The organism is Schaalia sp. HMT-172 (genome assembly GCF_030644365.1).
Taxonomy (GTDB): domain Bacteria; phylum Actinomycetota; class Actinomycetes; order Actinomycetales; family Actinomycetaceae; genus Pauljensenia.
Window position 1 is genome coordinate 1,411,850 of sequence record NZ_CP130058.1, and the last position, 14,627, is coordinate 1,426,476.

General features: G+C 67.1%; 11 protein-coding genes. All 11 read right to left on the bottom strand.

Annotated elements, in window-relative coordinates:
• Window positions 1-142: 142 nt before the first annotated feature.
• Window positions 143-1,744 carry a GTPase gene (locus QU663_RS05945; RefSeq protein WP_021610967.1) on the bottom strand — a complete coding sequence of 534 codons (1,602 nt, stop codon included), beginning with the start codon at window positions 1,742-1,744 and terminating at the stop codon, window positions 143-145.
• Entirely contained in the window at window positions 1,741-3,393 is a 1,653-nt protein-coding gene (locus QU663_RS05950) for a GTPase domain-containing protein (protein WP_021610966.1), read from the bottom strand. Before QU663_RS05950 ends, QU663_RS05945 begins: the two co-directional genes overlap by 4 nt.
• Window positions 3,394-4,746 (bottom strand): histidine--tRNA ligase, encoded by a 1,353-nt coding sequence (gene hisS, locus QU663_RS05955; RefSeq protein ID WP_034480363.1) that lies wholly within the window; start codon window positions 4,744-4,746, stop codon window positions 3,394-3,396.
• Between the two features lie 32 nt (window positions 4,747-4,778).
• Window positions 4,779-5,498, bottom strand: coding sequence for an MBL fold metallo-hydrolase (locus tag QU663_RS05960; RefSeq protein ID WP_021610964.1), 720 nt, complete (start codon window positions 5,496-5,498; stop codon window positions 4,779-4,781).
• A 1-nt stretch (window position 5,499) separates the two neighbouring features.
• Entirely contained in the window at window positions 5,500-6,831 is a 1,332-nt protein-coding gene (locus tag QU663_RS05965; protein WP_021610963.1) for a DUF349 domain-containing protein, read from the bottom strand.
• Between the two features lie 166 nt (window positions 6,832-6,997).
• The gene (locus tag QU663_RS05970; RefSeq protein WP_021610962.1) at window positions 6,998-9,298 is read right to left on the bottom strand and encodes a bifunctional (p)ppGpp synthetase/guanosine-3',5'-bis(diphosphate) 3'-pyrophosphohydrolase; all 2,301 of its coding nucleotides are present in this window, start codon (window positions 9,296-9,298) and stop codon (window positions 6,998-7,000) included.
• Between the two features lie 79 nt (window positions 9,299-9,377).
• Window positions 9,378-9,917: an adenine phosphoribosyltransferase gene (locus QU663_RS05975; protein ID WP_021610961.1), complete on the bottom strand. Its 540-nt coding sequence runs from the start codon at window positions 9,915-9,917 to the stop codon at window positions 9,378-9,380.
• Window positions 9,914-11,002, bottom strand: coding sequence for a protein translocase subunit SecF (gene secF / locus QU663_RS05980; protein WP_021610960.1), 1,089 nt, complete (start codon window positions 11,000-11,002; stop codon window positions 9,914-9,916). Before secF ends, QU663_RS05975 begins: the two co-directional genes overlap by 4 nt.
• A 1-nt stretch (window position 11,003) precedes the next feature.
• Window positions 11,004-12,986, bottom strand: a complete 1,983-nt coding sequence (gene secD / locus QU663_RS05985; RefSeq protein ID WP_034480357.1) for a protein translocase subunit SecD — start codon at window positions 12,984-12,986, stop codon at window positions 11,004-11,006.
• 26 nt (window positions 12,987-13,012) lie between these two features.
• On the bottom strand, window positions 13,013-13,423 hold the full coding sequence (gene yajC, locus QU663_RS05990; protein WP_021610958.1) for a preprotein translocase subunit YajC: 411 nt from the start codon (window positions 13,421-13,423) through the stop codon (window positions 13,013-13,015).
• Window positions 13,424-13,602: 179 nt separating this feature from the next.
• Complete coding sequence (ruvB, locus tag QU663_RS05995) at window positions 13,603-14,616, bottom strand: Holliday junction branch migration DNA helicase RuvB (RefSeq protein WP_156912117.1); 1,014 nt, start codon at window positions 14,614-14,616, stop codon at window positions 13,603-13,605.
• Window positions 14,617-14,627 lie beyond the last annotated feature (11 nt).

Sequence of the window (14,627 nt, forward strand, 5' to 3'; positions counted from 1 at the left end):
CCATAACAACAAATCCCGCGTCCCGCGGGGCACCATAACAAGGGGCTGCGCCTCATCGCTGCGTCCAGCATAGCGCGCGCTTGCTCGAAAAAGGTGCCTGTCGTCGGCGAATTCACTGTTCGCGCCAGTCCAAGGCGGCGCTTCACGACCTCCGGTCCAGGCGCAGGCGCGCCACGAAGGAGGCGATGGTGACCTGGCGGTTGTCTTCCGCGCGCAGCGGGGCGACGACGAGGCGCTCGACTTCGTCGCGGCACAGGGCCCTCATGTCGCGACGCACGGCGCGCGCACGCCTCGATGCCACCCAGGAGCTGACGACGCGGCTCGCCCCCGCGCACAGGAGCGTGAGCGCGAGCGACACGCCAATGATCACAGGAGGAACGGGAATCGGGCCGAGCGTGGGAACGCGGGCATCGATGAGGACCGCGCGGCCCAGGTGCGCGAGAAGAATCCACGCACCCCCTCCCACGCAGGCGAGCCAGGCGAGCAGCTGCACGACGCCGAGGAAGCGAACGGCCGCGGGGGCGCTCGCGCTCACGCGCAGATTCGCAGCCACCTCGCGGTGCGCGCCCTCCGGCACCTTCCCAGCGCCCGACAGCGCCCGATCGATGAGTAGGCGCCGCCAGCGCTCTGGGCGCCCCTGCGAGCGCGCGGCCACCTCGCGGCGCACCGCATTAGCGAAGGCCGCTTCGTCGGAGGTGGAGCGTGTCGGCAGCGTGGGCGTCGTGGCGCTCTCCTCGCGGGACTCGTCGCCCAGGTGAAGGCGTCGCAGAGGATCGGCCCCCAGACGCGAGAGCCAGCGCAGGGGAAGCCAGCCGCCGACGCGCGCACACGCGCGTCGCGTCGAGCCGGCCACGGCCTCTTCGATGATAGGTGCCCCCGCAAGGTCCGCTGCGGCCTGAGCGAGCTCACCGGCCAGGCCCTCGGTCTCGACCCCACGGATGGTGCCCTCCAGGCCGAGCGCATCGCGCAGAAGGACCGCGGCCTCGGCCAGGGCGGCGCGCGCACGAGCTGCCTGACGCGACACACGGGCAGCTTCCCCGCCGAGATGGGCGGCGAGCGCGCTCACGCCCTCCCCCGTCGTCGCACTGACGGGAAGGATACGAGCGCCAGCGAGGCCGCGCGCATCGAGGATGCGGCGCAAGTCGGACTCGATGGAGGCGCGCGAGGCGGCGTCCAACGTGTCGATGTGAGTCAGGGCGACCGTCACGGAGGCGTGCGAGGAACGCAGGCGCGACAACCACTCGTCGTGCAGGCGCGCGTCCGCATACTTTTGGGGATTGACCACGACGACCAGCGCGTCCACGCGCGAGGCCAGGCGTTGCGTCACCTCGGCATGAGCCGCCTCGACTGAGTCAATGTCGGGCAAGTCCACGATGACGGTATCGCCCTGCGGACCCGCGGGCGCATCCACACGCGCGGCCACGCCCAGCCACCCCAACAGCTGCGCGGGTTCGCGGCCCGCGGGCAGGACCGCGCAGGCCTCGTTGGTCGTGGGCCGCAAAATACCCGCGCGCACGACCTGCGCCCCGCACAGAGCGTTAACGAGGGACGACTTACCCGCGCCCGTGCCGCCCAGCATGCCGATCACGCACCACGTCGGATCCATCTCGCTGCGCTCAGAGGTCACGTCGATGAGCTCGCGCACCCTCGCCAAGGTCGTCGGCTCGATGTCGGACGCGGCGAGCATCGTGATCTGGTCGAGCTGTGCCGCTGCCGCCGCAACGGGGATCGATGAGCGCCTCATGCCAGCGCCTCCCGGGCCTCGTCGAGCGCCAACGCGAGGGCCTCGACGCGCTCCCGTTCCTGCGAGCGATCCAGCTTCGCGGCAATGGGGGCGACGACGTCGGACAGCGAGTCGGCCGCCAGCGACTCCAGGGCCTCACGGGCCTGCGCGGCGAGCGCACGCACCGTGCGCTCGCCGAAATACGATTCGAGGATCGTCTGCGACAGCGCGGCCGACGCCCCCGCAACGCCGACCTCGATGCCCGTGACGCCGCCCGTCATCGCGAAAGCACTGACCATGAGCGACACCGTCACGACGTTAATTCCTCCGGCCAGGAGCCGCCCCGTCACGCGCGAAGACTCCGCCTGACCGCGCACGATCTGCGTCACCTCGCTGGTCCACGCCTGCGCCGTCCTGCGCGCGCGCTCAAGGCACGCCTGAGCGTCCAACAGCTCCTCGAACTCGCCGATTGCGACGACCGGCTCGGCCAGACGCAGGGCCTCGGTCCACGCACGATGGTACTGATCGCTCAAGCGCTGAGCCAGCCCGCCGGTCAAGTCACGACGCACCTGCTCCTCGGGGGCGGCAGTTCCGCGCACGGCACCCATGACGCGCTCACGCACGCTGCCAAGGACCCTGGCCAGAGTGCGTGTCATGTCCCACGAGCCGAGCACCTCGGCGATGCGGGCGCTCACCTCGCCGCGCAAGACGTCGTCGCTCGACGAGGAGGCAACCTCTCGAGCGCCCGAGGCGATCAGCTGATCGATGCCCTCGCTCGCGGAGGCGATCGCGCGGTAGGACTCTCGGGCGCCGTCCAACGCCTTCCTGGCCTCGTCGAGCGATGCGGCAACGGCCCCCGACAGGGAAGAACGAATGATGGCGGCGCGCTCCTGCGCGTCGTGCCCGATCCCCCGCAAGAAAGACCCCACGGCGGCGATCGCATCGAAGGGAAGACGCCCCTCCGTCAGGGGCTGCTCAGTGATCACGATGATGGGCACCTCGCCCAGGCCTCGGCGCCGCGCGAGCGAGGTCAAATCCGCTCGGATCTCCTCCTGCGCGCCCTCGGGCACCCGGTTGAGGACGATGGCGACACGAAGGCCGCGCTCGGCCGCCTCCTCCAGATGCCTCCACGCGACCGCGTCCGCGTAGCGAGCAGCGCTCGTGACAAAAATCCACAGATCCGCGCCATCGAGAAGTTCCGAGGCGAGCCGACGGTTCCCCTCCTCGACCGAATCGATGTCGGGGGCATCCAAGATGCCGATCGACGGCCACATCATGTCGTCCACCACCACCGTCACGGCGTCCAGGCTCGTACCCGCCCCGCCCTCGTGCTTCGCCAAGCGAGGCAGCACGCGATCCGACATGAACCACGCGCGAGCCGCGGGCGAACACACCACGACCGGGCGCCGAGTCGTGGGGCGAACGGCACCCGACCGGGACACATTACGATCAAGCAGCGAGTTCACGAGGGTCGACTTGCCCGAACCCGTCGACCCGCCGACCACGACGAGCAGGGGCGCGTCAGCGTCCTCCAGACGCGGCAGCACGAGGTCCTGCAGGCGACGAAGCGCCCGCTCGGCCTCGGGGCGGGCGCCCTGGGGCATCGCCTCCAACGATTCCTTGAGCGCGCCCGCGAGGCGGCGGGCGCCTTCAACCGCGGTGGTCGGCACTCAGGCCGTCACCTTCTCCACAGTGGGCACCGCGTCCGCCGCGGGAACCTCCCACGTCGCGGCATCGGCCTGAACCTGCTCTCCCGTGCGGATGTCCTTGACCGTGTCGGCGGCCCCCTCCTCACCCGGGAACCAGACGAATGGAATGCCGCGCTTATCCGCGAACTTGATCTGCTTACCGAACTTCGCCGCGCTCGGGGCGACGTCGGTCGAGATGCCTCGCCCACGCAGCGTCGCCGCGATCTCCTCGGAACGCTCGCGGTGCTCCTCGTTGGTCACGGCCACGACGACGGCCGTCGGAACCTTACGCGAGGCACGCACCAGCGGCGCAGAGATCATGCGCGAGACGAGGCGCGAGACACCAATGGACAGGCCAACGCCCGGGTAAGTGCGCTTACCGTCCTTGGCCAGGGAATCGTAGCGGCCGCCCGAGCAGATCGACCCGAGGTCCTCATGGCCCTCAATCTCTGACTCGTAGACGCTTCCCGTGTAGTAGTCCAGGCCGCGCGCGATCTTCAGGTCGGCGACCACGGCACCCGGCATGCGCTTGTTGGCGGTGTCGAGCAGCTCGGCGAGCTCCTTGAGCCCCTCGTCCAGCAGCTCACCGCTCACGCCCAGTCCAGCCAGGCGCTCGCGCACCTGGGCCGAATCAGCCGTGCGAATCTGGGCCATCTGGAGCAGAACGGACGCCTGGTCGCCGTCGATGCCGGACTCGGCCAGCTCCCTGGCCACGCCCTCGGGCCCAATCTTGTCGATCTTGTCAAGCCCGCGCAGAGCCGCCTCGACGTCGGTGACTCCGAGGGACTCGCACACGCCCTGAACGACCTTGCGGTTGTTGACAAGCACGCGCACCGGCGGGATCGGCAGGCTGTTGAGGGCCTCGGCCATGACGAGAGGCAGGTCCACCTCGAAGTGGAAGGGCAGCTCGCCGTTGCCCACGACGTCGATATCGGCCTGCGTGAACTCGCGGAAACGCCCCTCCTGCGGGCGCTCCCCGCGCCACACCTTCTGAATCTGGTAGCGCTTGAAGGGGAAATCCAACTCGTTGGCGTTCTCCACGACGTAACGCGCGAAGGGGACGGTCAGGTCGAAGTGCAGACCCATGCCCTTGTCCTTGGAAGCGCGCGCACCCGCGGCCGCAGCCTTCAGCGCTTGCAGGCGGTCAAGAACGTAGATCTCCTTCGAGGTCTCTCCCTTGGCCTCCAGCTGCGCCAGCGTCTCGACCGCACGCGTCTCGATTCCCGCGAAGCCGTGCAGCTCAAAGACACGGCGCAGCTCGTCGAGGACGTGCATCTCAATGATGCGTCCCTCGGGGAGCCATTCGGGGAAACCTGACAAAGACGTGCGAGCCATAACAAAATCCTTGAGATCGAACGACACCTGCGCTAGCCGATACGACGAGCGCGGATCAAGTATTGGTTGGAGCGTATCTCATCCGCAAGCGTAGTCGCCGGACCGTGGCCGGGGATGAGGATCGTGCTCGGGTCGAGGGCGTTGGAAATAGTGCGCAGCGAGTGACGCATTTGCGTTTCGTCACCGCCGGGCATGTCGGTGCGCCCCACGCTGTCTTTAAACAGGACGTCGGCGGACAGCGCCCACGGCACCGCCTCCTCGCTGGCGTAGAAAGACTGGTTATTGACGCGCACGTCCAGCGGGCTGTGCCCGAGGAAGAGCGCCGATCCCTCGGTGTGACCGGGGGCGGGCACCATGCGCAGCCACACGCCCAGGGTCAGCTCGACGGAGTCCGCGGGCATCTCACGCAGGTCGGTGGGCCTCACCCAGGGTCCCACGAAGTCGGGCGGGGCCATGGGCAGGAAAGAGGCCGGATCGTCCATGCGGTACATGTCCGGTCCCGGCAGGTAGCACGGGACCGTAGAACCGTCTGCTCCCCAGGTGGAGACCTCGGCCGCATCCCACACGTGGTCGGGGTGGCCGTGGGTAAGCAGCACGGCACCGACGCTCACGCCCTCGAATTCGAGGATTTGCCGAATCAGGTGCCTGATGCCGGCGGAGGGGTCGACAACAAGGGCAGTGCCCGCCCCGGAAGGGACGAGCACAAGCCCATTCGCCGCGTAAAAGGGCGACGGGATGACGTGAAGACGCATGTCACTCCATGGATGAGGAGATCTGCGCGAGCCAGGCGCGCTTGGTCTCGAGGGTCTCACGCACACTGGTCGCCGCCTTCGTATCGCCCTTGGCCTCGGCGTCGGCGAGGGAACGCTCAAGCTGAGCGATCTGCTCCTCCAGCTGGCCCACCATGCCGGCCGCGCGGGCTCGCGTCTCGGGGTTGGTGCGGCGCCATTCCTTCTCTTCGGCTTCGCGAACGGCGGCCTCGACGGCGCGCAGGCGGCCTTCGATGCGGTGCAGGTCGGAGGAGGGCACGCGGCCGACCTCTTCCCAACGGTCCTGAATCTGACGCAGCTGGGCCTTCGCGCGGTCGATATCGGTGACCGGCAGGATGGCCTCGGCATCGACGAGGATCGCCTCCTTGGCCACCAGGTTCTCGCGGTACTCGGCGTCCGTGGCCTCGTCCTTGGCGCGGCGAGCGTCGAAGAACACCTGCTGAGCGGCGCGGAAGCGCGCCCACAGGGCGTCGTCTTCCTTGCGCGAGGCGCGCGGGGCTGCCTTCCAGCGGTTCATGAGCTCACGATAGGCACCCGACGTGCGAGACCAGTCCACCGAGGAGGACAGGGCCTCGGCCTCGGCGATCAGGGCTTCCTTGATGCGCTTTGCCTCGGACTGAGCCAGATCCAGCTGGGAGAAGAACTGGCGGCGGTGGCGGTCGAACTGGGTGCGCGCGGTGGAGAAGCGCTTCCACAGTTCGTCTTCGACCGCCTTCTCCAGACGCGGGCCTCGGCGCTGCAGGGTCTTCCACTCTTCCAGGAGGTCGCGCAGCGTCTGGCCCGACTGCTTCCAGTGGGTCTTGGCGGGGTCCTGAGCGACGATGGACTCGGCGCGCTCGACGACGGCCGTGCGGTCGGCCAGGGCCTGCGCCTTGGCAGCCTTACGCTCCTCGCGAGCAATCTCCTTGCGTTCCTCGGCGGCCTTCTCGACCGCCGCGACGCGCTCGCGCAGCGCGGGGATGTCGCCGACGACGTTGGGGGAAGCAACCTGCTCACGCAACGTCGCGAGAGTCTGATCGATGTCGCGCGGGCTCAGGGAGCTCAGGCGATCCTCGAAGAGCTTGATCGTGGCCTCGAGATCGGCGTAGCGACGCTCGTACAGGGCATAGGGAGACGTGGGAATACCCTCCGGGAAGCCGCCGATGACGCGCTCCTCGTCGCCGTCCTTGACATAGACAGTCCCGTCCTCACCAATGCGGGCGAAGGGGTGCTCAGGCACCTCCGACGCTGCGATCGTCGAGGCCTGGGCTTCCTCGGGAGTAGCCGTCACGGCTTCGGGAGTGGTTTCGTTGTTCGGAATCGACGTCTCGGTCACGATATTCCTTCTTAGACGAGGGCTGACGCCCGGCGCGGTCGCGTGCCGATGTGACACACAATGCTAGTGTGTCACATCTAACGAGAAAATGAGTGTTGACCCGCGAAAAACGGGACGGATGTAACACCTCACCCCGCTTCCCAGCGGCGGCGCGCCGAGTCCTCGTCTAAGAATCCGCCCCGATGCGCACCGCTTCGAAGACACCATCCACCCGGCGAAGCGCCGACAGGACAGCGTTCAGGTGGCCCAGGTCCGCCAGCTCGAAGGAGAAGTTACCGGAGGCAACCTGATCCCCATCCGTCTTGAGGGCCGCGGCCAAGATATTGACGCCATAATCAGACAGGACCCGGGTCAGATCGGAGAGGAGTCCACCACGGTCGAGTGCACGCACCTCGATCTGGACGCGGAACGGCGCGATGAGCCCCTCGGAGTTCCACGACACGTCCACGAAGCGCTCGGGCTGCAGCTGGCTCAGGCGCACCGCGTTCGCGCACGTGGAGCGGTGCACCGACACGCCCTGGCCGCGCGTAATGAAGCCGACGATCGCATCTCCGGGAACAGGCGTACAGCACTTGGCGAGCTTGACCCAAATCTCGTTCGGGCTCAGTCCGGACACGGTGATCGCACTGTCCCCCGAGGCCTCCGACCGAGGCTTCTGCGAGCCCGGCGTGACGCCCTCGGAGAGCGTCTCCTCGGTGCCGTCTCCCCCACCCAGGTTATCCACGAGCCTGTTGACGACGCTCTGGGCAGAGATATGCCCCTCGCCTACCGCCGCGTAGAGCCCCGAGACATCCGGGTATCCAAAGGATGTGGCGACCGACAGGATTGACTCGTGGTTCATGAGCCGCTGGAGGGGAAGGTTCTGCTTACGCATCGCGCGGGCCAGCGCCTCCTTACCTGACTCCACGGCCTCCTCGCGGCGCTCCTTCGAGAACCACGCCTTGATCTTCGAACGGGCACGCGGAGAGGCGACAAAAGCCAGCCAGTCGCGCGATGGGCCGGCCTTGTCCGACTTCGAGGTGACGACCTCGACCGTCTCGCCCGACTCCAGCGGCGTATCGAGAGCGACGAGGCGCCCGTTAACCTTCGCGCCGACCGTGCGGTGCCCGACCTCCGTGTGCACCGCGTAGGCGAAGTCGACGGGGGTCGCACGCGCCGGCAGCACGATGACCTCACCCTTGGGTGTAAAGACATAGACCTCGTCGCCCGCGATCTCGTAGCGCAGCGAATCCAGGAATTCCTCCGGGTCACCCGTCTCGCGCTCCATCTCGACCAGAGCGCGCAGCCAGTTCGCCTGTTCTTCCGAGCTCATGCGGTCCGAGTCGCCGCTCGTGGCGTTCGGATTCTGCTTGTACTTCCAGTGAGCCGCGACGCCGTGTTCCGCGCGCTCGTGCATGTCGTAGGTGCGGATCTGGATCTCCACCGGCTTGCCACCTGGGCCGATAACTGTCGTGTGCAGCGACTGGTAGAGGTTGAACTTGGGCATTGCGATATAGTCTTTGAAGCGCCCCGGGATCGGATTCCACCGGCCGTGCAGCGCGCCGAGAACGCCGTAGCAGTCCTTGATTGAATCCACCAGCACACGCACGGCGACCAGGTCGAAAACCTCGTCGAACGCTTTGCCGCGCACGATCATCTTCTGGTAGATCGAATAGTGGCTCTTCGGGCGGCCACTGACCGTACCCTTCGTTCCCGAGCGACGCAGATCCTCTTCGATCTGATCGATGACGTCACGCAGGTATTCCTCCCGTTGAGGGGCCCTCTCCGCGACGAGCCGGTCGATCTCCTCGTAGATTTCCGGGTACAGGGTCTTGAAGGAGAGTTCTTCGAGCTCCCACTTCACCATGTTCATGCCGAGTCGGTGGGCCAGCGGTGCGTAGATCTCCAGCGTCTCCTGCGCCTTCTTCGCCGCCGACGCGGCCGGAACGAAGCGCCACGTTCGGGCATTATGGATGCGGTCGGCCAGCTTGATGAGCAGCACTCGGATGTCACGGCTCATGGCGACGAGCATCTTGCGCAGCGTCTCGGACTGGGCGGCTGCGCCGTAGCGGACCTTGTCGAGCTTGGTGACACCGTCGACCAGATTCGCGATGGGTTCACCGAAATCGGCGGCCAGCTCCTGGAGCGTGTAGTCCGTGTCCTCCACGGTGTCATGCAGCAGCGCGGCCACCAGGGTCGGGGTCGTCATGCCCATCTCCGCCAGGATCGTCGCGACCGCGACCGGATGGGTGATATAGGGTTCGCCCGACTTGCGCATTTGCCCCCGGTGGCATTCCTCAGCCTTGCGGTAAGCCCTCTCAACCACGCTGATATCCGCCTTCGGATGATTCGCGCGCAGAGCCCGCACAAGCGGCTCAATCTCTGGGATCGTGGCGCGCCCACGCGAACCAAACCACACGAGGCCGGAGCGCACCCGGGAGACGGCCGCGGGAAGCGCGGATCCTGAAGTCGTGTCGTCGCTGCTCATGAACCAATGATAGCGACGAACGAGCGGCTCCGGGGATCAAGATAATCCCCGGAGCCGCTCGTTGCTGGACGACGCTCACTCAGACGAACAGCGCGGTCTCCACCGCGATGCCGTCAAGCTTGCTGCGCCCGTTCAGGCCCTCCAGCTCGAGCAGCACGGCGAGGGCCTCGACCGAGGCGCCGCACTGTTCCAAGAGGTCGACCGCGGCGCGGGCGGTCCCGCCCGTGGCCAGGACGTCGTCGATGATCAGGACGCGCTGCCCCTCGTGAACCGTCTGGGGACGGATCTCCATGCGCGCGCTGCCGTACTCCAGGGAGTAGTCGACGCCGATCACCTCGCCGGGAAGTTTGCCCGCCTTGCGGATCGTCAGCATGCCCAGGCCCAGCTCGGCGGCAACGGGGGCCCCGAGGATGAACCCGCGCGACTCCAGCCCGGCCACCGCGTCGATGCGACCCGCGTAGCGCGCGCCGATCAACTCTACGAGTTCCTTGAAGGCAGGTCCGTTGGCGAACAGGCCCGTGATGTCGCGGAACAGAACACCCGGCTCGGGGAAGTCCGGGATCTCCACCAGGTTGTCTTGGACAAGAGTGGCGACGCGGTCGCCGAGTTCACCGATCATCGATGAGTCTTCTTCCTGTGAGGCTGATTCTCGTTGCCCAGGCGCTTGCCGGGCTTAATAGGGGCCACCTTGACGACCTTCGCGGACGAGGACTCGCCGGTGGTGGTGCGGTGGGCGCGCTCGTGCGCGACGGCCGCGTTGTGCTCGCGGGTCTTGTCCGACAGCTCCTGGAAGGTGACGAGGAGCGGCGAGGCGATAAAGATCGACGAGTAGGTGCCCGCGATCATACCGATGAACAACGCCAGCGAGATATCCACCAGGGTACCCGGGCCCAGGGCCACCGTACCGATGATGAGGATCGCTCCGACCGGGAGAAGGGCCACAACCGACGTGTTGATCGAACGAACCATCGTCTGGTTGACGGCGAGGTTCACATATTCGGCGAAGGTGTAGTGCTTCTGCTCGTAGACGTCCGAGGTCAGCTCGCGCACCTTGTCAAAGACGACGACGGTGTCATAAAGCGAGTAGCCCAGAATCGTCAGGAAGCCGATGACGGTGGCCGGGGAGACCTCGACCTGCAGAATCGCGAACACGCCGACGGTTACTGCGATGTCGTGCACGAGGGCGAGCAGCGCGGAGGCGGCCATCTTCCAGGAGCGGAAGTACACGGTCATGAGCAGGGCCACGAGGGCCATGAAGATGACGAGCGACTGCGCGGCCTTGGTCGTCACCGACGAGCCCCACGAGGGGCCGATCGAGGAGGACTGGACCTCGGACGCGTCCACGCCGTATGCGCTGGCCAGGGCCTCGCGCATCTGGGCGGTCTGGGCCGAATCCAGCGACGTGGTCTGGATGCGCACCGAGTCGGAGCCGACGCGGGTGACCTTGGGGGAACCTGCGACGAGGCCGGTAGAGGTGACCGCGTGTGAGGCGAAAGACTCGCTCTGGTCAGCCACATGCGCGACGTCGAACTGGGAGCCGCCCGTGAACTCGATCGAACGGTTCAGGCCCAGAATCGCCACGAGCGCGAAACCAGCGACGACCACCGCCGCGGCCAACCCAACGAAAATCTTGCGCTTAGGCACGACCGCATAGGACTTCTCGCCCGAATACAGGGCGTTGCCCCACTGAGCAAAACTCATCATGTCAGTTCTCCTCTTCTTCGGTCGCCACGGGTTCAGCGGACACCTCGGACGAAGCTGAGGCACCCTCGGCGGCGGCCTGCTCGGCCTTGCGCGCGGCCAGACGCGCCGCGCGGCGACGCTCGGCGATGGACAGTCCATCCCCGGCCTCGTCCTTCGTCGACGAGGCCGACTCCCCGCGCGCGACGACGCGACCGCGTCCGGCGTACACGAGGGCATTCTTTGCGCCCAGGTGCTCGGGGTCGAGGCCGGAGAGCTTGTGGCCCTCGCCGAAGAAGCGGGTGCGGATCAGGAGCTCCATCATCGGGTGCGTAAAGAGGAAGATCACGGCGATGTCGATGACGGTCGTGACACCCAGGGTGAAGGCGAAGCCCTGAACGCCACCGACGGCGAGCAGGTAGAGCACGACGGCTGCGACCAGGTTGACCGCGTCGGAGACCAGGATGGTGCGCTTGGCGCGATCCCAGCCCTCCTCGACGGCGGCCTGCAGCGGGCGACCGTCACGCACCTCGTCTCGGACGCGTTCGAAGTACACGATGAAGGAGTCTGTCGTCACACCGATAGCCATGATCAGGCCTGCGACGCCAGCCAGCGACAGGCGGTAGCCCATCGCCCACGACAGGAGCGAGATCACCAGGTAGGTGATAATCGAGGCGATGATGAGCGAGCCCGCGGAGATGACCGCGAGGCCGCGGTACTGCCAGATCAGGTAGAAGATGACGAGCAGGAAGCCGATGAGGGCCGCCCACAGGCCAACCGTCAGGTGATCGGTGCCGATGGTCGCTGAGATCTGCTGTTCGGACTCGACCTCGAAGTTCAGGGGCAGCGAGCCGAACTGCAGCTGGTTGGCCAGCGCGGTCGCGGACTGGGAGGTGAAGTTACCGCTGATCTGGGCCTCACCGTTGGAGATGATCGCCTCCATCGACGGGGCGGTGATGACCGTGCCGTCCAGGACGACTGCGAAGGCGTTGCGGTCGGGGCGTCCCTGATAGAAGGAGGAGCCCTGCGGATCCGAGTCGTGGTAGCCGTAGAGGATCGTGGACGTTTCCTTGAACTTCTCAGTGCCATCGGCGTTGAACTGCAGGGAGACGATCCACTGACCGGTGGTCTGGCCGTTGTTGTTGCGCGCGAGACCAGCCGTGGCGCTCTTCAGGTCCGAGCCGGGCACGGCCACGGGTCCCAGGATGTACTTAATCTGGCCGGACTCGTCGCAGGCGGCGTAGGGCTTGTCCGCCGCACCCTCGACGCGCTTGACGTCAGCGGAGGCGGAGCAGTCCAGGGTCAGGAAGTCGTACCAGACCTGCTCGGTGACCCACGCCAGGTCCGAGGCGTTGGCCGGCTCGCTCGCCGGGGTGTCCGACAGGACGCCATCGCCGTTCTGGTCCGCGATGCTCATCGCAGTCGCCTCGTCAAGGGCGGTGGACTGCACCTCGGACGCACCGGACTGGGCTGCGCCAGACTGGGCGTCAGCGCTGGACTGGGCTGCGCCGGACTGGGCGCCCGACTGAGCGCCGCTCTGTGCCTGGCCCGACTGGCCCTCGGCGTCACCAGACGTCGCCGCCGTCGTCTGCTGGTTCTGGATCACGCCCTGGGCCGCGCCGACGCGCAGCACCGGGCGGAAGTTCATCTGCGAGGACGAACGAATGAGGTCCAGCTGCTCCTGCGAGGGGGTGCCGGGAATCGACACCATGATGTTGGAGTTACCGAGGGAGGAAATTTCGGACTCGGACACGCCGGAGGCGTCGATTCGATTACGAATAATCGTGATCGCCTGCGTGATGTCGTTCTCGGTGATCTCGCGCTGACCCTCGGAGGTTGCGGTGGGGGTCAGGATGAGCTGCGTCCCGCCCTTCAGGTCGAGGGCGAGGTCGGGGTAGGGTGATACGCCCTTGACGAAGTGCCCGATCGCCAGCGCCGCGCACGCCGCCACGATGGCGACGGTGAGCGTCACGAGCGCGCGCACAGGGCGTCGCTTATGAGATGCCACGGTTCTACTTTCCGTTCAGCCTTGTCTTACTTCTGCTGCTCGTCGGAGTCCTGGGACGAGGACTGCGCGCCCGTGTCGTCGAGCCCGAGGATGGTCTCATCCTCATCCGCCGACTCAGGCGCGTCGGATGCCTCGGCCGCCTCGTCCTCCTCGGTCGTGGCCAGGGGCGGCTGGCCACCGATCTCGGCGATCATTTGGCGTTCCCAGTACATCTCGTGACCATCGGTGGTCTCTAGGACGACGATGTCGCCGTCCAGGTCGACGAAACGGCCCCAGAAACCGACGCGGGTACGCACCCACGTGCCGGGGGTGACGGCCGCAAGCTGGTCGCGCTTGTCCTGCTCCATTTTCTCCATCTGCTTCTTGCGGGAGCGCGATGTCCACACCATGAACAAGAGGGCGACAGCGATCAGGGCGAGCATGGTTAGGTTGTTCATAAAGGCTGGTTCACTTTCGATGACGGTCCGGCGCGTCGAGCGCACCTTGCCAGTCTAATGCCGAGGGAAGGTTTTAGCCTAAGTGATGTCCATGCGGCGCGGCGCATCGACGCCAGCGTCTTGATTTGTCACCCCGCGGGCGGCCGGGACCAGCGCCATCGGAGACGAGGCCCACTCCCCTAGTCGAAGAGAGCGCCGTCCGGCGCGGGCGGCGCGAGGCCGAGGTGTCCCCAGGCCTTCGGGGTCGCCATGCGTCCGCGATTGGTGCGCACAAGGAACCCTTCGCGCACCAGGTAGGGTTCGGCGACCGTCTCGACTGTCTCCGCCTCCTCGCCGATGGTCACGGACAGGGTCGTCAGTCCCACGGGGCCGCCGGCGAAACGACGACACACCGCGTCGAGGACCGCGCGGTCCAGGCGATCCAGGCCGGAGGGATCGACCTCGAAGAGCTCGAGGGCGCCGCGCGCCGCGTCCAGCGTCAGGGTCCCGTCCCCGTGCACCTGGGCGTAATCGACGACGCGGCGCAGGAGCCGGTTCGCGATGCGGGGTGTTCCGCGCGAACGCGAGGCGATCTCGTGGGCGGCGCGCGCGTCGATGGGCAATCCCAGGAGGGTCGCGGAGCGCGTCACGACCGACTGGAGCTCCTCGGTCTCGTAAAACTCCAGGTGAGCGGTGAAACCGAAACGGTCGCGCAGCGGGGCCGGCAGCAGGCCGGAGCGCGTGGTAGCGCCGACGACCGTGAAGGGCGGCAGCGTCAGGGGAATGGAGGTGGCGCCGGGTCCCTTGCCGACGACCACGTCGACGCGGAAGTCCTCCATCGCCAGGTAGAGCATCTCCTCGGCGGTGCGCGCCAGGCGGTGGATCTCGTCAATAAAGAGGATGTCGCCTTCCTGAAGGCCCGACAGGATCGCAGCCAGGTCACCGGCGTGCTGAATCGCAGGTCCGGAGGTCAGGCGCAGCGACGTGCCCATCTCGGCGGCGATAATCATGGCGAGTGTCGTCTTGCCCAGTCCCGGGGGGCCGGCCAAGAGCACGTGGTCGGGGGTGGCCGAGCGCATGCGGGCGGCGTCCAGGACCAGCTGCAGCTGGCCTCGCACGACGCGCTGACCGACGAACTCGGAGAGCTTCTTGGGGCGCAGGGCCGCCTCGGCGGCGCGCTCAAGCTCACCCGCGTCCGGGGCGACAATGCGCATCGACTCGATGT

Excerpts from the sequence above, each read along its gene's own strand:
- hisS (WP_034480363.1), bottom strand. The coding sequence starts at position 4,746 with ATGGCTCGCACGTCTTTGTCAGGTTTCCCCGAATGGCTCCCCGAGGGA.
- ruvB (WP_156912117.1), bottom strand. The coding sequence starts at position 14,616 with ATGCGCATTGTCGCCCCGGACGCGGGTGAGCTTGAGCGCGCCGCCGAG.
- QU663_RS05975 (WP_021610961.1), bottom strand. The coding sequence starts at position 9,917 with ATGATCGGTGAACTCGGCGACCGCGTCGCCACTCTTGTCCAAGACAAC.
- yajC (WP_021610958.1), bottom strand. The coding sequence starts at position 13,423 with ATGAACAACCTAACCATGCTCGCCCTGATCGCTGTCGCCCTCTTGTTC.
- secF (WP_021610960.1), bottom strand. The coding sequence starts at position 11,002 with ATGATGAGTTTTGCTCAGTGGGGCAACGCCCTGTATTCGGGCGAGAAG.
- QU663_RS05960 (WP_021610964.1), bottom strand. The coding sequence starts at position 5,498 with ATGCGTCTTCACGTCATCCCGTCGCCCTTTTACGCGGCGAATGGGCTT.
- QU663_RS05970 (WP_021610962.1), bottom strand. The coding sequence starts at position 9,298 with ATGAGCAGCGACGACACGACTTCAGGATCCGCGCTTCCCGCGGCCGTC.
- QU663_RS05945 (WP_021610967.1), bottom strand. The coding sequence starts at position 1,744 with ATGAGGCGCTCATCGATCCCCGTTGCGGCGGCAGCGGCACAGCTCGAC.